The organism is Enterococcus sp. B2E4 (assembly GCF_030499455.1).
GTDB lineage: Bacteria > Bacillota > Bacilli > Lactobacillales > Enterococcaceae > Enterococcus_D > Enterococcus_D casseliflavus.
In genome coordinates, this window is the sequence record NZ_JAUKPK010000001.1 from 507,885 (window position 1) to 524,597 (window position 16,713).

18 protein-coding genes are annotated in these 16,713 nt (G+C 44.2%); 7 read left to right on the forward strand and 11 right to left on the reverse strand.

Annotated features, from left to right (window positions below):
- Window positions 1–285 precede the first annotated feature (285 nt).
- Complete coding sequence (locus Q1X33_RS02450) at window positions 286–630, forward strand: peptidase (RefSeq protein WP_005225425.1); 345 nt, start codon at window positions 286–288, stop codon at window positions 628–630.
- 60 nt (window positions 631–690) lie between these two features.
- On the opposite strand, the gene Q1X33_RS02455 is transcribed toward Q1X33_RS02450, so the two are convergent.
- The 3 genes from Q1X33_RS02455 to Q1X33_RS02465 form a co-directional block, all read right to left on the reverse strand.
- On the reverse strand, window positions 691–1,725 hold the full coding sequence (locus Q1X33_RS02455) for a hypothetical protein (RefSeq protein WP_301969521.1): 1,035 nt from the start codon (window positions 1,723–1,725) through the stop codon (window positions 691–693).
- 77 nt (window positions 1,726–1,802) lie between these two features.
- On the reverse strand, window positions 1,803–2,204 hold the full coding sequence (locus tag Q1X33_RS02460; RefSeq protein WP_005225423.1) for an Ohr family peroxiredoxin: 402 nt from the start codon (window positions 2,202–2,204) through the stop codon (window positions 1,803–1,805).
- 184 nt (window positions 2,205–2,388) lie between these two features.
- Window positions 2,389–2,637 (reverse strand): GlsB/YeaQ/YmgE family stress response membrane protein, encoded by a 249-nt coding sequence (locus Q1X33_RS02465; RefSeq protein ID WP_005225422.1) that lies wholly within the window; start codon window positions 2,635–2,637, stop codon window positions 2,389–2,391.
- Between the two features lie 406 nt (window positions 2,638–3,043).
- On the opposite strand from Q1X33_RS02465, the gene Q1X33_RS02470 reads away from it, so the two are divergent.
- From Q1X33_RS02470 to Q1X33_RS02480, 3 genes are all read left to right on the forward strand, one after another.
- Complete coding sequence (locus tag Q1X33_RS02470; protein WP_010747713.1) at window positions 3,044–4,303, forward strand: sugar ABC transporter substrate-binding protein; 1,260 nt, start codon at window positions 3,044–3,046, stop codon at window positions 4,301–4,303.
- 92 nt (window positions 4,304–4,395) lie between these two features.
- The gene (locus Q1X33_RS02475; protein ID WP_010747712.1) at window positions 4,396–5,268 is read left to right on the forward strand and encodes a carbohydrate ABC transporter permease; all 873 of its coding nucleotides are present in this window, start codon (window positions 4,396–4,398) and stop codon (window positions 5,266–5,268) included.
- Window positions 5,258–6,109, forward strand: coding sequence for a carbohydrate ABC transporter permease (locus Q1X33_RS02480; RefSeq protein ID WP_010747711.1), 852 nt, complete (start codon window positions 5,258–5,260; stop codon window positions 6,107–6,109). The genes Q1X33_RS02475 and Q1X33_RS02480 overlap by 11 nt, the downstream gene beginning before the upstream one ends.
- A gap of 73 nt (window positions 6,110–6,182) precedes the next feature.
- On the opposite strand, the gene Q1X33_RS02485 is transcribed toward Q1X33_RS02480, so the two are convergent.
- The gene (locus Q1X33_RS02485) at window positions 6,183–7,124 is read right to left on the reverse strand and encodes a magnesium transporter CorA family protein (RefSeq protein WP_010747710.1); all 942 of its coding nucleotides are present in this window, start codon (window positions 7,122–7,124) and stop codon (window positions 6,183–6,185) included.
- Between the two features lie 185 nt (window positions 7,125–7,309).
- Here Q1X33_RS02485 and Q1X33_RS02490 point away from each other — a divergent pair, with 185 nt between their 5' ends.
- Together Q1X33_RS02490 and Q1X33_RS02495 are read left to right on the forward strand one after the other, a co-directional pair.
- A complete protein-coding gene (locus Q1X33_RS02490) occupies window positions 7,310–8,137 on the forward strand; it encodes a manganese catalase family protein (protein ID WP_005225417.1) in 828 nt (275 codons plus the stop codon).
- Window positions 8,138–8,271: 134 nt separating this feature from the next.
- The gene (locus Q1X33_RS02495; protein WP_005225416.1) at window positions 8,272–9,111 is read left to right on the forward strand and encodes an aldo/keto reductase; all 840 of its coding nucleotides are present in this window, start codon (window positions 8,272–8,274) and stop codon (window positions 9,109–9,111) included.
- Between the two features lie 95 nt (window positions 9,112–9,206).
- On the opposite strand, the gene Q1X33_RS02500 is transcribed toward Q1X33_RS02495, so the two are convergent.
- Genes Q1X33_RS02500 through Q1X33_RS02520 form a run of 5 tightly spaced genes read right to left on the reverse strand, consistent with a single transcriptional unit; the run spans window position 9,207 to window position 13,557 of the window.
- Window positions 9,207–9,944, reverse strand: a complete 738-nt coding sequence (locus tag Q1X33_RS02500) for an SIS domain-containing protein (RefSeq protein ID WP_005225415.1) — start codon at window positions 9,942–9,944, stop codon at window positions 9,207–9,209.
- Window positions 9,945–11,195 carry a PTS ascorbate transporter subunit IIC gene (locus Q1X33_RS02505; protein ID WP_005225414.1) on the reverse strand — a complete coding sequence of 417 codons (1,251 nt, stop codon included), beginning with the start codon at window positions 11,193–11,195 and terminating at the stop codon, window positions 9,945–9,947.
- A gap of 2 nt (window positions 11,196–11,197) precedes the next feature.
- Window positions 11,198–11,479, reverse strand: coding sequence for a PTS sugar transporter subunit IIB (locus Q1X33_RS02510; protein WP_005225413.1), 282 nt, complete (start codon window positions 11,477–11,479; stop codon window positions 11,198–11,200).
- A gap of 12 nt (window positions 11,480–11,491) precedes the next feature.
- A complete protein-coding gene (locus Q1X33_RS02515) occupies window positions 11,492–11,920 on the reverse strand; it encodes a PTS sugar transporter subunit IIA (RefSeq protein ID WP_005225412.1) in 429 nt (142 codons plus the stop codon).
- Window positions 11,917–13,557: a PRD domain-containing protein gene (locus tag Q1X33_RS02520; RefSeq protein ID WP_060791760.1), complete on the reverse strand. Its 1,641-nt coding sequence runs from the start codon at window positions 13,555–13,557 to the stop codon at window positions 11,917–11,919. Before Q1X33_RS02520 ends, Q1X33_RS02515 begins: the two co-directional genes overlap by 4 nt.
- Window positions 13,558–13,758: 201 nt before the next feature.
- Between Q1X33_RS02520 and Q1X33_RS02525 the strand changes: the two genes are divergently transcribed.
- Window positions 13,759–14,649, forward strand: coding sequence for a neutral zinc metallopeptidase (locus Q1X33_RS02525; RefSeq protein WP_010747705.1), 891 nt, complete (start codon window positions 13,759–13,761; stop codon window positions 14,647–14,649).
- A gap of 284 nt (window positions 14,650–14,933) precedes the next feature.
- On the opposite strand, the gene Q1X33_RS02530 is transcribed toward Q1X33_RS02525, so the two are convergent.
- Together Q1X33_RS02530 and Q1X33_RS02535 are read right to left on the reverse strand one after the other, a co-directional pair.
- Complete coding sequence (locus Q1X33_RS02530) at window positions 14,934–15,749, reverse strand: ABC transporter permease subunit (RefSeq protein ID WP_016610651.1); 816 nt, start codon at window positions 15,747–15,749, stop codon at window positions 14,934–14,936.
- The gene (locus tag Q1X33_RS02535) at window positions 15,746–16,630 is read right to left on the reverse strand and encodes an ABC transporter ATP-binding protein (protein ID WP_081116807.1); all 885 of its coding nucleotides are present in this window, start codon (window positions 16,628–16,630) and stop codon (window positions 15,746–15,748) included. The genes Q1X33_RS02530 and Q1X33_RS02535 overlap by 4 nt, the downstream gene beginning before the upstream one ends.
- Window positions 16,631–16,713 lie beyond the last annotated feature (83 nt).

Genomic DNA, 16,713 nt, shown 5'->3' on the forward strand with positions numbered 1-16,713 from the left:
CGAGAAACACGTATCGGTTGTTTGCTGCCCTAAAGAAACAAAGCTGCTTTTTTTGAAAAAGCAACGCTTGCTGTTGCTGTGTTTTCCAGCAATTTTTGGGCGAAACAACGGATGTGCTCTCTTCCTCCTTATTCCTACTGATATTCTTTATTATAGCGCAAATTTCTATTGTTGGTTATTTTTCTTATAGAATATTTCTAAACTATGGTAAACTATTGTTAAGAGAACCTGTGCTTTCACCGAGATCAAAACATTCGGGAAAACTTACTTTAGGAGGGACATTAGATGGAGAATGAGCATCCATTGCATTATTTTAAAAATGGACTGACCATCGGTTTAGGTCTTGGCTTTGCAGGAGGGATTTTTTCAACGATCTGGTTGAAGAAAAGGCAAGCCATGAACGCCGATGATGTCTTAGACAATATAAAAGCGGCGTTTATCAAAGAAGGACCGATCGAAGGTTCTTGGATCAATTTCGAAAAACAACCTTTGCGCAAATTTGCGATCACTTCCCAAGGATATACTGGCGGCATCACCCGCACCGAAGACGGGCAGCTTGTCACCTATGAATTTTTGGCAGATGCTCATACAGGCACCGTCTTAGATATCCAACGAGCAATCGTGGACTAATCACTGCACTTACGACCAGCTTCTTAAGAGGCTGGTCTTTTTTCTTTTTAAGTAGTGCTTTTACTGGAGCAAGGTCGCAAGGTCCAATACCACGACTTCATCGATGCTGCCGCCTTTTTGCCGATACGCCCATGCCCCACTTTCAAACAAGCAGTACAGCTGTCCTTTTTCTACCACGATCTGTTCAAGGTAATGGGGAAACTTGATGCGCCGCAACGCATGTTTGCGGGTCAGCACCGTTGCATCCTTTGAAAAGACCCATAACTCCGCCGACCCTGGTCCAAAGGAACGTGTCAGCAACATGTATTCAGTGGTAAAGGCGATACTTTGGACTTTCGTGGTGGTGACCCTTCTCTTACTAGGCTTGATGCGATGAGGCGCTTTGCGACCGCTGGCTGAAAGAACAGGCAGCGGATAATTCGCCACCACGCCTCCTTGTTTCAAGGCAAAAGTCCCCGAGACAAGTTCCTCGCCATCGGCTGCCAAATAGGAGCTGTGAGTGATGCCTGCCAATTCGATGACTTGCTGATAAGCGATAGACTGATTGGTTGCCAAGGAATCATCTTCCAGCAGTGCTTGTAGAGAAACACACGCCACGCGCCCCATTCCTTTCCCTGTAATGGTTAGCCACAGCATTTGCGTTGCTCGATCAAAGACTAGCCCACCGACATGGGGGCGTTTTGGCAGAACCACCGTTTTCAGATGCCGCCCGCTCGTTCTTTCTATTATATAAAGCTGTGAGTGATGTTCCTGCTGCGAACAATACGCTGAGATGAACAAATAGTCCTCTGAAACGGCCAACCCTTGCGGGGTCATTGCTTCACACTGATCCGCATGCTTGTGCAGCCTCGTTTCTGCTTTCGCCGTTGCCGTCGTTGCCACTGCGGCAGTGGCTTCTTTTAAACCTGGAACCAAAAGGACTGCTTCCCTGTTTGCCCCGGCTGCCAGCCACGCTTGCCGCACGCTGGGATAACGCTTCAGTTGAGCTGCCAGTGCTTGGTTGTGGCGCGCCTGTCGGTGCTTTTTTAGCCAGTACACCACAAAAAGGCCAACCACAAACACGCCCAAAAGCAGCAAGCTCTCTGTTTGTCTCATTGATTGGCCTCCTTGATGAATTCCCTCTTGTCGGCTGATTTACCAACCGCTTATTGTTTGTCTATTCGTAATACTGCTTAGACTACTTGAACTTCGACATCAATGTTGCCGCGAGTGGCACGAGAATACGGACAAAAATCGTGGGCTTCTTCTGCGATTTTCTCTGCCTCGGCTTTTTCAACGCCTGGTAACGATACCTCTAAAATCACGCCGATTTGGTAACTGCCGTCCTCATGCTGATACAAAGACACTCTTGCTTTAACTTCGGATTCGGATTCGATGTTATGCTCTTTCAGCATATGCTGTACGGCACCGTTGAAGCATGAAGCATAGCCTGCGGCAAATAATTGCTCTGGATTGGTCCCTTCACTATGAAGACCTGGCTTGTCGATTTTCAGGTGAAAACTACCGTTTGGTGCTTCGACCTCTCCGACACGTCCGCCTCGATTGATCATCGCTGTTTCATATTGCTTTTTCATTGAACCTCTTCCTTTCTTTTTTTGACCTACTTCAAGTGTAACGACAATTTTCTAATCTGACAAAGGGATTGCTTATGCATCCTTTTAAAAAACAAAAAAGGCAAACCCAGAAACTCTGGATTTGCCTGTCTATTCAAGGTAGTTCCTACCCGAAATAAATGAATGAAAACAATTGCTGAATGGACTAGCCGTTTGAACGTCCTAAGAAGAATGAAACAACAGCAACTACAATAACCGCACCAATAATTGATGGGACGATTGCCATTCCAGCAAGTGATGGACCCCAAGAACCTAAGATCGCTTGTCCAATAGCTGAACCTACTAAACCTGCAACGATGTTGGCGATCCAACCCATTGATCCACCTTTATTTGTGATAGCTCCGGCGATCAAACCGATAATAGCTCCTACGATTAATACCCATAACCAATGCATATTTTTCTCCTTCTTTCTTTTAAGTAGTTATTACACATATTATGTTACGCTTAATCCCCGTTTTAGACAAAAGATTTGCACTCAATTTGCAAAAAAAATTTTCAAACCTTGTTATATTAACGTTTATCAGCACTTCCTAATTATCGTTGTAAGAGCTTTAATTCGTTTTTTTTAGTATTGGTGCATTTTTTGAAATCGTTTTATTTTGTATTTTGCATCTTATCCGCTAAACTGAGGGAGAACCACTCTTATTTTGTCAGATAATTGGCACTTTTCACTCCTCAATCAGTCGTAGGACTGCTATCTTTTCAGTACATCAGCTATTTTTCATTGGGGGACGTTTCGATCGTTTTCGATTGGAAACGTTTTTTTGAACAAAAATCATTCAATAAAGGAGAGGAACAAAATGAACAAAAAAATAGGTTATTCAATTTTGTCTTTGGCGGCAGTGATGTTAGGGGTCGCTGGCTGCGGCAGTGGTGACAGTGCCAGCGAGAACAAGCAGATCCGTATGTTCGTTTCTGGAGATACCAGTGAAGGCGGCGCTTATTCGAAAATGGCGGAAAAATACAAGGAAGAAACTGGTGTGACTGTCGAAGTCACCGATGTGCCTTATGCGGACTTGCTGACAAAGATCACCAAAGCTGTTCAAGCGGATGATGCGCCAGAAGTCGTGCGGGTTTCTACCGTTCAACCTGACTGGAATGACTATCTGATGGATCTATCAGACATTGCCAGTGAGGCAAACACATTGGAATCGATGACGATCAAAGATGAAGCAGATGTCGTCAAAGCACTCCCTTCTGATGTCACTGCCACTGGGTTGTTTATCAATACGGATTTGTTTGACGAAGCTGGTGTGACCTACCCCACTTCGGAAGAGGATATTTGGACTTGGGATGAATTTTTAACTGCGATCAATGAAGTCGTTGAAAAAACCGATGCCAAATACGGCATGGTCATGGACGCGTCGGATCACCGTTTACGGGCTTTCACTTATCAATACGGGGGACAAGATTTCTTTTTAGATGACAGCGGTGATTCTTACACGACCGATGATGCTACGAAAGCGGCTTTGCAAAAATTTGTTGATTTGAACAATGACGAAGTGATGCCAAAATCGGTTTGGACCTCTGGAGAAGATGCTTCTGCTATGTTCAAGAGCGGCCGTGTTCCAGCTTACTTTTCTGGCAGCTGGCAGATCGTTGATTTTTCTACCAACATCAGCAACTTTAACTGGCAATCGACCTATTCTCCTTATGAAGAGACCCGCGCGGTCAATATGGGCGGCAACTTCATCACTGGCTTCAACAACAGTAAAAACAGTGAAGAAGGCGAAAAATTCATCAAATGGTTGTACGAAGAAGAAAATTACAAACAGCTTTGTACCTATGCTGGTTACTTACCTGCGGTGGAAGATTTGACGGTCGACTATGAACAAGGCCAGGATGCTTATGAAATCTACAACCAAGAGATCGCAGCCGCTGCTCAACCAATCAGCAGCAAGCAAACTACCGATCAAGTGACGATGAGTATGAAAGGCTACACTGGATTGACAGGGGCTTACCGTGATGCCATCGTGCAAGTGTTAAATGATGAAATTACATTAGATGAGGCAATCGACAAGACGATCAAGGATTACAATGATGGGTTTTTGAAGAAATAAACAGACGTTCAACCACAAAGAACCCATAGTCTGGCTTTTTGCAGACTGCGGGTTCTTTGTTGCTGATACGATCGTCGGAGGAGGAATTTTCTGTGAGTACTTTACAAAAAAACAAATGGCCGTTGCTATTCACTGGCGCAAGCATCATTTTGTTCATTATCTTCTTTTTGATTCCAGCACTCTTAGGACTTTATTACTCGTTAACCGACTATAAAGGCTTTGCGACAGCCAATTTTATCGGCTTGGCGAACTATCAAGAATTGTTTCAAGACGCCAGCTTCTATAAAGCACTATTTCGTACATTTCGTTATGTGATCATTCTGGTCCCAAGTATCTATGTCGTTTCTCTCGCCGTCGCTTTGATGTTGAACAGTCAGCTGGCGAAAGGCAAATTTTTCGCAAAGATCATTTTTTTCTTACCATGGACCATCTCTGGGATCATCGCTGGGGTTATCTGGAAATGGCTGTTTGGTGAAAACTTTGGCTTTATCAACTTTATTCTAGAGCAAGCGGGACAACAAACTGTCCCGTGGTTTACCGACTCGAATGCTGCCTTTTCTGTTATTATTTTGGCTGCCATCTGGGGCGGGACTGCCTTTAACATGCTGCAATTTACTGCAGCTTTGAAAAATATCCCCCGCTCGTTGTATGAAGCTGCCGAGATCGACGGCGCCAGCTTTGGGCATAAATTACGCTACATCACCTTGCCTATGCTGCGGCCGACTTCCTTTATGGTCATCTTATTGGCTTCGATCGGCGCCATGAAAGAGTTCGCCCTCGTGCAATCGCTGACCAATGGTGGTCCAGGAACCGACAACATGTTGATCGTGCAATATATCTATACGACTGGGTTTGACAAAATGCGGGTCGGCTATGCCAGTGCTGCCTCCATGGTACTTTTCGTGATTCTTTTACTGTTAGGCTTAGCACAAATGAAGATTGGAGGCGGCAAGAATGACATCTAAGACCATCAAAACCAAACGACCTGTCACAAGAAAGTCAGCGATGTTTTTTTTAACGCTGGCACTGATCATCACTTCCCTGCTGTACCTTTTTCCACTACTTTGGTTCTTATTGAGTGCCTTTAAACCAGGGACTGAATTATTTGCTTATCCCTTGAAAATCATTCCTGAAAATCCAACCATTCAAAACTTTATTGATGCTTGGACAACATTGGATTTCTTTCGTTACTTCAATAATACGTTGATTTCAGCGGTGGTCACCACTTTATTGACGATCCTAGTCAGCGCCGCCTGTGGCTATGCCTTTGCAAAATATGATGCGAAATGGCTGCGTTTTTTCTTCATCTGTATCATCGCCACCACCATGCTGCCGACGGAAGTTATCATGAACCCAACGTTTTCTGTCATTCGTTCACTAGGCTTATATGATAACTTATTGGGGATCATCATCCCTTCCATCAATACAGCAACAGGTATCTTTATGTTCCGAACCTTTTTCGTCTCCGTTCCTGACGATCTGATTGAATCAGCCCGCATCGATGGCGCTTCGGATGGGATGATCTTTTTGAAAATCATGCTGCCGATTGCCCGACCAATCATTATGACACTGGGGATCTTTTCCTTCCAGTGGCGGTGGAATGATTATATCTGGCCCTTGATCGTCTTGAATGATCCGAAAAAATACACCTTGCAAGTGGCGATCCGCAGCTTGGTGGGCGCGGAAAATATCAATTGGACGATTTTGATCGCTGCCTCGGTAATTTCCATTTTGCCTTTGCTGCTGGTCTTCCTCGCCTTTCAGCGCTGGATTCTCGACAGCAATTTAGACAGCGGGCTAAAATAAAAAAAAGTGCCGACTGCTTCGTCGCACCTTTCTCCTTTTATGGATGAACGGTGCCACAGAGCAGCGGCGCTTTTTATTTTGAAAAGTCTTTTCGTGACAAGTAGACGGCAGTTAAAATGCCGACTAAAATAGCCAAGCCAAAGACGACGATCGTACCGATCGCATTGTCTTTTCCTGGCAGTCCTCCGGTGTTGATCCCCCATAGCCCCGCGATCAAGGACGGCACTGCCACCACTAATGCTGCAGAGTCTAAGTATTTCATCAGATGGTTTAGATTGTTGTCCATCATATCGGAGAACAAGCCACCGATGGTTTCTAACAAGTCGCGATAGATAGTGACCATTTTCATGGCAAATTTTTGCCGCAGCTTGATGTCATAAACGAGTGCTTCATTATCCAAACGATCCAAAAATTCTTTGCGATCCATCAAACGATCGACGGTATGGTTTTGGTCCCGCAAGGTGTGATCAAGATAGACCATGTCTCGCTCGGTATCGGCTAAGTTAAACAATTCCTTGTTTTCTGTCGTTTTACGGGCTGCTTGATCCAAATCATCGATTTGCTTCTTCATCTCCTGCAGACCTTTGATGTAATGGGTGTAGATCATCAACGTCGAATAGGCAACGATATCTTCATACCGCTGGATATCTTGCTCATGCTTTTCGATCAATCGTTTGATCAGATTGGATTGATGAGAGACATACGTGATCAATAGATCTTTGGTGTAGATAAAAGTCACAGGCTCAAGACGGTCTTCGATTCGATCCTCAGTCACTTCCGACAAATCGATCAAGGTATAGAGAATCGGATGATTTAACTTGGTGTTGCGCAAGTATTCCAACCGTGACACTTCTTCCGGTTCATTGGCGCCAATAAAAATATCTTCAGGCAGTTGATACTTATCTAACAAGTGTCGTTGTTCCTCTGGATCTGTGCCAGAAACCACTAGCCAATTGTAATCCTCCTCCGAAGATTTGCTTATTTTTCGGTCTTCCATTTTGTAATACTGAAACATGGTGACTCGCTCCTTTTCTAATTCTCTCTTAATTTAACTATCTAACGCTTCAGGCTTTTTGTCAAAATAAATGGCTTTTCTTTTCGATGCTTTTTTCATTTTGTCAAAGTGCGTTTTATTAGACGAACGTTTCGATTCATGAGAAACTTTTTATGGGTCCAATAAAAAATTTTAGGAGGAATAGTATGTTTCGTCATCAGAAAGAATTACAGTTTGAAGCTAAACCAGAAAAACCAAATCCGTTAGTTGCGAAATACCTTCAAGAATTAATCGGTGGACAATATGGAGAGATGAGTGTTGCCATGCAATACTTATTCCAAGGATGGAGCTGCCGTGGGGAAGAAAAATACAAAGACATGTTAATGGATATCGCTACTGAAGAGCTTGGACACGTTGAAATGTTAGCAACGATGGTTGCACGTCTACTGGAAGGTGCACCTGTGGAAGATCAAGAAGCGGCTATGAAAAAAGACCCAACGATCGGTGCGATCATTTCTGGAATGAATCCGCAACATGCCATCGTTGCAGGCTTAGGACCACGTCCTGCTGATAGCGTCGGCAATCCATGGTCAGGTGCGTATATCATTGCTAGTGGCAACTTACTTGCTGATTTCCGTGCCAACTTAAATGCGGAATCACAAGGTCGTCTGCAAGTAGCACGCATCTATGAAATGATCGATGACCGTGGGGTCAAAGACTTACTTTCAGTTTTATTAGCACGTGATAGCTACCACCAAAATCTCTGGGCAGCTGCCGTGAAAGAATTGGAAGAAAACGAAGGCTCAATTTTAGTGCCGACTACCTTTGACCGCAAAAACGAACGCTTAGATATCGCTTATGATTTCTATAACTTCTCAGAAGGCGACCAAAGTAAAGAAGGCTCTTGGGCGAAAGGCAAAGCCCTTGATGGTGAAGGCGAATACCAATGGCTAGACGAACCAAAAGTCGAAGGAAAAGCGCCAAAACTCGATCAAGTCACACCAAAAATGTATGGCACACCGCCTGAAAAATAATTTGATCAAAAAGAGCAATTGTTTCTGAAACAGAAACCGTTGCTCTTTTTTTTTGTCTGTTTGAGCAAGTTGGTTACGTTCCTGTCAAAAAAGCGTTAGAGTAGAATGTAGAAAAGAAAAGGAGGAATCATTTTATGAAAGCACCTTTACTGACATTAAACGACGGCAATTTACGCCCCGCATTGGGCATCGGTACCTATCAGATCCGTGGTGGCGAAGGATTGAGCCAGCTGCAAGCAGCGATCGCCGACGGGTATCGCTTGATCGATTCTTCAACCAATTATGACAATGAAGGCATTGTCGGCAAAGCGATCCGTCGCTCGGGTATCCCACGTTCAGAATTTTATATCACCTCAAAATTACCAGGAAAATACCATGGCTATGATGATGCCTTAACCAGCATTCAAGAATCCCTTGCTCGCATGGGGCTCGACTACTTCGATGCCTTTTTGATCCACTGGCCATTACCAAAACGCGGCAAATATGTCGAAGCTTGGCAAGCCTTAGTGACCGCCCAAAAATTAGGCTTGATCCGTTCCATCGGCGTTTCCAATTTTGAACCAGAACATTTGGATGCCATCATTGAAGCAACAGGTGTGACTCCTGCATTAAATCAAATTGAGATCCATCCTTACTGGGTCCAAGAACGGATGGTCGCAGAAAACAAAAAGCGCGGCATCGTAACGGAAGCTTGGAGCCCATTAGGTCGTGGCAGCGATGCCCTGAAAGAACCACTGATCACTGAATTAGCTGAGAAATACCAAAAATCAGCTGGTCAAATCATCTTGCGCTGGCATGTGGATCGTGGCATTTTGCCCCTTCCAAAATCAAGAAACCTCGCCCATCAACGAGAAAATCTTGCAATCTTCGACTTTGAACTGACTGAAGATGAAATCAATCAAATCAATCAGTTAAACAAAGCAGACGGCCGCATCGATGGTCAAGACCCAAATGAGTATGAAGAATTTGAATAAACAATGATACCTAAAAAACATCATCTGCTACTCCTTGATCGACGGAGCAACAGATGATGTTTTAATATCAATAATAAACGAATTTGCTTCCCTACTTACAGCTGATAATGGATCGCTTCTTGGTACTTTTCAAACAGGGACTGGTTCAATTCATCCCCGCCGTCTAGGTTCGCTGAGTAAAAAATCGGCGGATAGTCGACACCGGCTTCTTTTAGTTTTTGGCAAACTTCAACGATGATCGCATTTAAGATCGTTGCACCGACTACGGTGGATGTGGGGCCGACTTTTTGTTCGACGTCAGGAATCGTACACGCTGCATCGCCAATCTCCCCATGATTGTCGATGACGATATCCGCCGTTTCAAACAAACGCAAGCCTGAAGTATGGCGGCTGGTGACTGTTTTTGAATAGGTAAGATTCGTTAATGCGATGATCTTGACCCCCTTTTCTTTGGCATGAAGCGCCATATCGATGATAACTGGGTTTCGCCCAGACACCGAATGCAAGATCAGCACATCACCTGCTGTAAAGGGTTGGGTCGCCGCCAAGGCACTACCGTAGCCTTCTAAGCGCTCCATTTTACTAGTGAAGGTGATTGGGCTGCGATCAAGCATCAGTTCTCTTCCAAAGATCGCGTTGATGGTCATCATGCCGCCTGCTCGATAATACATCTCTTCGGCTAAGATCCCAGCGTGACTTGCGCCAAAAATGTAGATGGCTTTTTTGGTCAAGTTGGCTTGCGTCAGCAATTCAATGGCTTGCTCAATCGCTGGTGCTTCTTTTTCTTCTACAATAGACAATAGTTCTTTTGCTTTTTCAAAGTATTGAAACATTTAAACCCCTCCAAACAGCTTGCCGATCAATTCACCAAGGATGCCCCATAGAGATAAATCGTTCCCACCGAAAATCAAGATCCAGTTTTGAATCGTCGTTGAGAACATCGCTGCAGAGATCCCAACGAGTGCTACCATAACGACAGAAGCTGTGATCGTACCAATAATGGCACCTCGCAAGCCCCCTTGTCCTTCGCCGATCACCGCAGCACCGCCACATTCAAAGAAGCTGGTGATAACTAAAGGAACGATCAAAATGCCAAAGACGTTGGTCGTATTGGCAATGACCACTAAAATCGTTGAGGTGATCATCGCCACGATAAAGCCGATGATTACAGCATTTGGACGATAGTTGAACAAGATTGGTACATCAAAAGCTGGTTTCGCTCCAGGAACGACTTTTTCTGCGATCCCTTGAAAGGCGGGAATGATTTGGTTGATCAATAGACGTACCCCATACAACATGATCAATAATCCTGCACCGAAGTTCAAGCCAGCATCAACCGCAAACATCACCAAGTTGCCCCCTTCAGGAACTAATACGGGCGCAATCAAACCGATAACGATATTCATCAAAAACATCACTAACGCGCCAGTAATCGATATTTCACGGAAAAACGAGAGATTTTCTGGCACTTTCAAATCTTCCGTCGATTTTTCTTTGTTTCCGACCCGTTTTGCAACAAAGCCTGAAACCAATGACAAGATCCCCGTTGGATGACCGATCAAGAATGAATCATCGCCTGTGGCATCCCACACATATTTACGCATGATCCATGGCATGAAGGACCAGTAACAAGCAGATAGAACCGCCCCTAAAATCAACAATGGGATTCCGGTAAGTCCGCCTTCAACGCCCCCAGCGACGATGACGAACGGGAACCACCACAACATGTGACCGGTGAGGAAAATCGTCTTCACAGGTGTAAAGCGAGCAATCAATAAATGAATGACAAGTCCGAAAAACATCGCTAAACCTACTGTTCCGCCGTATTCTGCCGTAAAGGTGATGTCAGAGAGCCCATCTGACACAGCAACGCCTAATTGGGTTTGAACCGCTGCATTGATCGGTGCGATCGTTCCCACCAACATATTTACCCCAGCCGTCAATGCCACCATCCCGAAGGAAGCTGTTAAGGTTCCTTTAACGACTTCTGCAAAAGGTTTTCTTTGTACCAATAACCCAATCATGGCAATGATCCCCAGTAGGACTGGCGGATTTTTTAAAATATAATCCGTGACAAAATTCATGATTATCCCTCTCTTTCAGCTAAAAATTTTTCCATTTGCTGTTTGACTTCTTCTTTATCCATATACTTTTTGATTGGATAAACGGGTGCTTTCACGGATGCTTTTAACTCATTTAATAATTCATTACTCGTAAAATAAACATCTGCTGGTGTCGCTTTTGCCGTTGATAAATCAGTATTCTCGGCAGTTGCCGTCAACCCTAACTCTTTGATCACCTTGTCGATCGTCATTTTCAATACCATTGAGCTTCCTACACCAAATCCACATACTGCTAAAATTTTCATATCCTTTTCCTCCTATTGGAATAATTGACAAATTTGTTCCCGATCGCCATTTAATATCACGTTGTATTTTTCTTCATCCATAAAGATTGCCATGATCTCTTTCAAGCTTTCTAGATGGCTTTGACTATCTGCGGCGGCTAAGACAAGAAATATCCGCACCGGTTTGCCCTCAAGATCGATGGGCTGTTTCGTTACTAAAAGGCTCATACTTTGTTCCAAAACCCCTTCTCCAGGACGTGCATGCATCAGCGCAAAGTAATCCGCCAACACCATGTAAGGACCATTTTCTTCCACGCTTTGAATCATCGCTTCGATGTAAGCTGACGTGATCAGCGCTTCATCCAGCAAGGGCTGGCTGGCTAATTTTACGGCTGAGCGCCAATCTGTCACTGTCTCATCCGTTTGTATATGCTTTTCAGGCAAAGAATCCTTCACTTTCATTCTGATTTAACCTCCAACATTTTTGATAGGAACCATTCTTTGTTTTCGATTCCTTGCATGATCAATTTCATCATTGGTTCCACCTTTTGCGTCTCATCCTCTCGGATCATCAATAAAATAATGATGTCGGCTTTTTGGTTGCCCCATTCTACTGGCTGATCCAAAAGCAAAATCGAGATGGCTGTTTTTTCGACATAATTCGGATTGCCATGAGGGATGGCAAAGCCATTATCTAAATAGGTTGATTGTAGCTGCTCTCTTTCAATGACGGATTGCTGAAACTGCGCTTTTCGTTTTTCATCACTAAAAGGGGTTTGTTCGATCAGAAAATTGATGGCTTCTGTTTTGCTGGCAAATCGCTCGAAAAAGACGGTTGGCTGGATCATCGATTGGGCTTGAAGAAGTAAACCATTTTGATCGACCACCGCCTCATTATCGATGACTAAATCGATGTAGTGATTCATGATCCGCTTCATGTCGCGATTGGTCACCATAGGCGAGATCCGCACCACAGGTTTTTGAATCCCGACAAGATCGATGGTTGAAATAATAAAATCGATCGCCGAGATGTCCATCTGCTTTAATTTTTCAACTGAAACGGTTTCGATACTGTCGATCTCTGGCAGAATGCGACGAATTTTCGCAGAGACAAACGAGCTAGTGCCGACGCCATTGGGACAGACAAAAATGATTTTATTCATGCGGCGCATTCGCTCGATCGCTGCTTGAAAATGGATTGTGACAAATCCGATCTCATCATCAGAGATCCCCACTTGATACGCTTTCAAAAAATCATGGAGCGAGAACCAGACCACGCCATACAAGGCAGGATAGTTTTGCTTGATTTCCTCTAACAAAGGGTTGACGACTGTGGTTTGCGCTTCGATCCGCAACAGCAGTTGATACAGATGGATCGTCACATCTTCTTCCAATCGATTGTCTTGGGTCAAGTCGGTGCCTAAGCCTTCGCTGATTTTTTGAATCAAGTTGCGCACTTTTCCCCGAAAGACGAAAGGAACTTTTTCACTTTTCATAAAAAATTTCAAGCCGCTACCGACAATCAGGTAGGTTAGATATTGCACTTCTTTTGGTGAAAATTGATAAATGTGCTGTTCTTCGATTTCTTTCAGTAGCTCATAGACTAACGGATATTTGTCGAACTCCAAAAACAGTTTCCCCACTTGGCGATTTTCTTCAATCACTAAGTTTTCCGCATGACTCGCCCGTTCGATCAGCAGCACGATGGAAAGGACGATACTTTGGATGTAGCTGTCGGGCATTTCCACTTGTTTTTCCATTAACGCTCGACGAAACGCCTGATTTACTTCCTGGTATTTCGCAGGTTCCACCAACAAGGAAAACGCCGCTGGTTGATCCAGCATCATTAAGCAAAAGCGTTTGAGCACCCGATGGATCTGGGATTCACTTCCTTCAAAAAATGTACCTGAATTATCAAATCTCAGGCGCAAGCTTTCTTTTTGAAACAGTTCTTTTAAATAAGAAATATCTTTTGCAATACTGCTGCGGGAAACGAAATAATCCTCTGCTAACTGCTGATAGCTGAGGTGCTCGCCAGCAATCAACCGTTTAAAAATCAAAATCCTTCGTTCCGATGTCCCCGAATAATTCATTTTCATACGCTCACCCTCTACCTCTATTTTATTGCTACTGTACCAAATTAGAAGGCTAATTGTTAGATTAAAGAATGATTAAAAGGAGTGTACACTTTGATTTTCAAGGCTCCTGCAGGCATTTTATAACAATTTCAAGGCGCTTTTTTTCACAATCTGCCGCCTTTCTCTTATAATTAAGCTAGGATTTATATAGGAGGAGATAACATGAAATGGCGTGGGGGTAGACAAAGCAGAAATGTCGATGATCGAACGGGGCGATCATCTGGCTCAGGCGGGATGCTGGCTGCTGGTGGCGGGATCGGTACGGTGATCATCGCTGTTTTATTTTTCCTGTTTAGCGGTGGTGATTTAAATTCGCTGCCGGATGTCTTGGGTGGCAGCGGTCAAGCAGCCAATTACCAGACAGAAAATGTGGGCACCAGTGAGTACACGGAGGAAAAAGAGTTTTCCGCAGTCGTATTCGGCTATTTAGAAGATTATTGGCAAGACGTTTTTCAAGAGCGGCAAGAAACCTATCAAGACCCGACACTCGTATTATTTACGGGAAGCGTGCAGTCGGCATGCGGCTATGCCACGTCACAGGTTGGTCCGTTTTATTGCCCAGCAGATGAGAATGTGTACCTTGATCTTAGCTTTGCCAATGAGCTTTCCGATAAATATGGCGCAAGCGGCGACTTCGCAATGGCCTATGTCATCGCCCATGAAGTCGGTCATCATGTGCAAAATGAGCTGGGGATCACCCAACAATTGGACAAAATCCGCCAGCAAGTTTCAGAAAAGGAATACAATCAGTACAGCGTTCGTTTGGAACTGCAAGCTGACTACTTAGCTGGTACTTTTGCGAAATACTTGCAAGGCGAAACCTATCAAGGACAACCGATCTTAGAAGCTGGCGACATTCAAGAAGCAATCACAGCTGCCAATGCCATCGGGGATGATACGCTGCAAAAAGAATACCAAGGCTATGTTGTTCCAGATAGTTTTACGCACGGCACATCGCAGCAACGCGTGGACTGGTTTAACCGTGGCTATCGTTATGGTGACTTAGCACATGGCGACACCTTTAATGTCGATAGCCTTGACTTGAGCAAGTAGCTTCAATTAAAAAATCACTCCGAAACAGCATGAACCGCCTGCTGCTTCGGAGTGATTTTAGGTTCTTGTTGCCCCTTCAAGCCTTTTGGTGAAGGGACGCTTTACGCTTTCTTAACTTTCGCAATGATTTTTTCGCAAAAACGTGCCTGCTTCGTCATACTTTTTTCACATTTCGAGACTATTATATAAGCATACCAACAAACAACCCTAACACTTTTTCATTTTTACTCCTTTGCCTGTCAGTCCCCGCTGACAGGCTCTTTTTTGTCTTTTGATTGATATACTCAGACCTGCAAGTCTTTACGCTCATAACGGGAAAAGGTGCCAAAGAAACAGATGATACCGATCAGCAGTACCCAAAGGACTGATGTCGCGCCGTTATCCATGAGTTGGACGGGTAATGCCATCCGCACAGGTGAAAGTCCTGCCAGCCATTCCAATTTATCGTAGAGTTCCCCCACGATGCCGAGCAAATACAGACCGAACACGCAGCCTAAGCCGACGCTGGCGGTTTGTTTGCTGGAACGCAAGATCGTGGATAAAAAGAAACCTAGACAGAGGAAAAAGACTAAGACACCGTACTCGGCAACGAAGATTTTGCTGATTTCTTCTATAAAAGCGGACAGGTCATCTTCAGGTAGTTTGAACAAAGCAAATGAGGCCAGACTACTGCCATAAGCAATCAGCCAAAAGCCAGTCAGCAACAACAATCGAGCGAGGAACTTCCACCCAACGATTTCTCTGCGGCTAATAGGCTGAGCGTATAAATACTCGATCGTTCCTTCTGATTCTTCAGTGATCAGACTGTTCAAGCCTAAAAGCATCCCATAAATACACGCAGCGATAAATAAGTATTGAAAGTAGTACCCGAAAAAGCCTGTCGGGGAAACCAAGCTTGAGGGTCCTGTCAGTTGGATGTTAAAGATGCCTAGTAATTCTGGGCTGAAAGAGCCCAACATCTGGTCTAACGACGTTTTCATTTCTGGCGTGATCATTTGAGGATAGATAGCCGTAAATGCAAAAATGATTGCTGCAAAAAGGATCGCCCAGACTAGCCAGCCTTTGAAGGTATTTTTAAGATCGATTTTCATTAAAGTCATTTTTGAGAACCTCCTTCATACAGGAGCATAAATTGCTGTTCAAGGGTTGGGTGTTCGATCGTGAACTCTTTAATGGCAGGATTGGTTAAAAAATGTGCCAGCTGATTCATGTCCCCTTGATAGAAAAAACGCAAGCTGTGTGATTCCTGAGCAAGAACCTGTACGTTTTCCAAGCCGGCTAATGAGAGGCTACCCTCATTCGTGAGCGTTACAACTTTGCCGAAATTTTCTTCCTCACTCAGTTCTTTCACGGTGATGATCTGTCCTTCACGAATAAAGGCGGTCCGATGGGCATAGGTCTGAATTTCATGCAAATCATGGCTAGATAGAAAAATCGTCATCCCCTGTTTGTTTCTTCTAAGGAGCTCTTCAAACAGCCGTTTTTGGATCAAGGGATCTAAGCCATTGGTCGGCTCATCTAAAATCAACATTCTCGGTTGTGCAATCAAGGCGCTCGCAAGCCCGACTTTTTTCTTGTTCCCTAAAGAAAGTTCTGCGATCGATTTGTTTGGATCAATTTGAAAAAGCTCCATCAACTCCTGAATCTCTTTTTTTGGCTGCTTGACTTGATGAAAATCCGCCGTAAATGCCAGTAGTTCTGCTGTCGTCATTTTTGAATAAAACCGTACATCACTGGAAACATACCCAGTAAACGTTTTGATCTCTTTGGCTGCTTGTTGGCAATCTCGTCCAAAAATCGCCGCCTGTCCTGCATCTGGTTTGATAAAATTCAACAATACTTTGATGGTCGTTGATTTTCCCGCACCATTTGGTCCAATAAAGCCAAAAATCTCTCCTTCTGCCACTTGCAATGATACGTTCTCGATGGCGTACTTCTTGTTGTATTGTTTGCTTAGTCCGTTGATCGTAATGGCATCCATCCTGTCCCCTCCTTGTACTGCTTTGATGCCATCAGTGTAGCCTTATTTGGCGTTTCCGTCAATCAAAGATCTAAAAGGCTTCC

Excerpts from the sequence above, each read along its gene's own strand:
- Q1X33_RS02465 (WP_005225422.1), bottom strand. The coding sequence starts at position 2,637 with ATGCATTGGTTATGGGTATTAATCGTAGGAGCTATTATCGGTTTGATC.
- Q1X33_RS02480 (WP_010747711.1), top strand. The coding sequence starts at position 5,258 with ATGACATCTAAGACCATCAAAACCAAACGACCTGTCACAAGAAAGTCA.
- Q1X33_RS02495 (WP_005225416.1), top strand. The coding sequence starts at position 8,272 with ATGAAAGCACCTTTACTGACATTAAACGACGGCAATTTACGCCCCGCA.
- Q1X33_RS02460 (WP_005225423.1), bottom strand. The coding sequence starts at position 2,204 with ATGAAAAAGCAATATGAAACAGCGATGATCAATCGAGGCGGACGTGTC.
- Q1X33_RS02485 (WP_010747710.1), bottom strand. The coding sequence starts at position 7,124 with ATGTTTCAGTATTACAAAATGGAAGACCGAAAAATAAGCAAATCTTCG.
- Q1X33_RS02530 (WP_016610651.1), bottom strand. The coding sequence starts at position 15,749 with ATGACTTTAATGAAAATCGATCTTAAAAATACCTTCAAAGGCTGGCTA.
- Q1X33_RS02525 (WP_010747705.1), top strand. The coding sequence starts at position 13,759 with ATGAAATGGCGTGGGGGTAGACAAAGCAGAAATGTCGATGATCGAACG.
- Q1X33_RS02535 (WP_081116807.1), bottom strand. The coding sequence starts at position 16,630 with ATGGATGCCATTACGATCAACGGACTAAGCAAACAATACAACAAGAAG.
- Q1X33_RS02490 (WP_005225417.1), top strand. The coding sequence starts at position 7,310 with ATGTTTCGTCATCAGAAAGAATTACAGTTTGAAGCTAAACCAGAAAAA.
- Q1X33_RS02505 (WP_005225414.1), bottom strand. The coding sequence starts at position 11,195 with ATGAATTTTGTCACGGATTATATTTTAAAAAATCCGCCAGTCCTACTG.
- Q1X33_RS02520 (WP_060791760.1), bottom strand. The coding sequence starts at position 13,557 with ATGAAAATGAATTATTCGGGGACATCGGAACGAAGGATTTTGATTTTT.
- Q1X33_RS02455 (WP_301969521.1), bottom strand. The coding sequence starts at position 1,725 with ATGAGACAAACAGAGAGCTTGCTGCTTTTGGGCGTGTTTGTGGTTGGC.
- Q1X33_RS02450 (WP_005225425.1), top strand. The coding sequence starts at position 286 with ATGGAGAATGAGCATCCATTGCATTATTTTAAAAATGGACTGACCATC.
- Q1X33_RS02510 (WP_005225413.1), bottom strand. The coding sequence starts at position 11,479 with ATGAAAATTTTAGCAGTATGTGGATTTGGTGTAGGAAGCTCAATGGTA.
- Q1X33_RS02515 (WP_005225412.1), bottom strand. The coding sequence starts at position 11,920 with ATGAAAGTGAAGGATTCTTTGCCTGAAAAGCATATACAAACGGATGAG.
- Q1X33_RS02500 (WP_005225415.1), bottom strand. The coding sequence starts at position 9,944 with ATGTTTCAATACTTTGAAAAAGCAAAAGAACTATTGTCTATTGTAGAA.
- Q1X33_RS02470 (WP_010747713.1), top strand. The coding sequence starts at position 3,044 with ATGAACAAAAAAATAGGTTATTCAATTTTGTCTTTGGCGGCAGTGATG.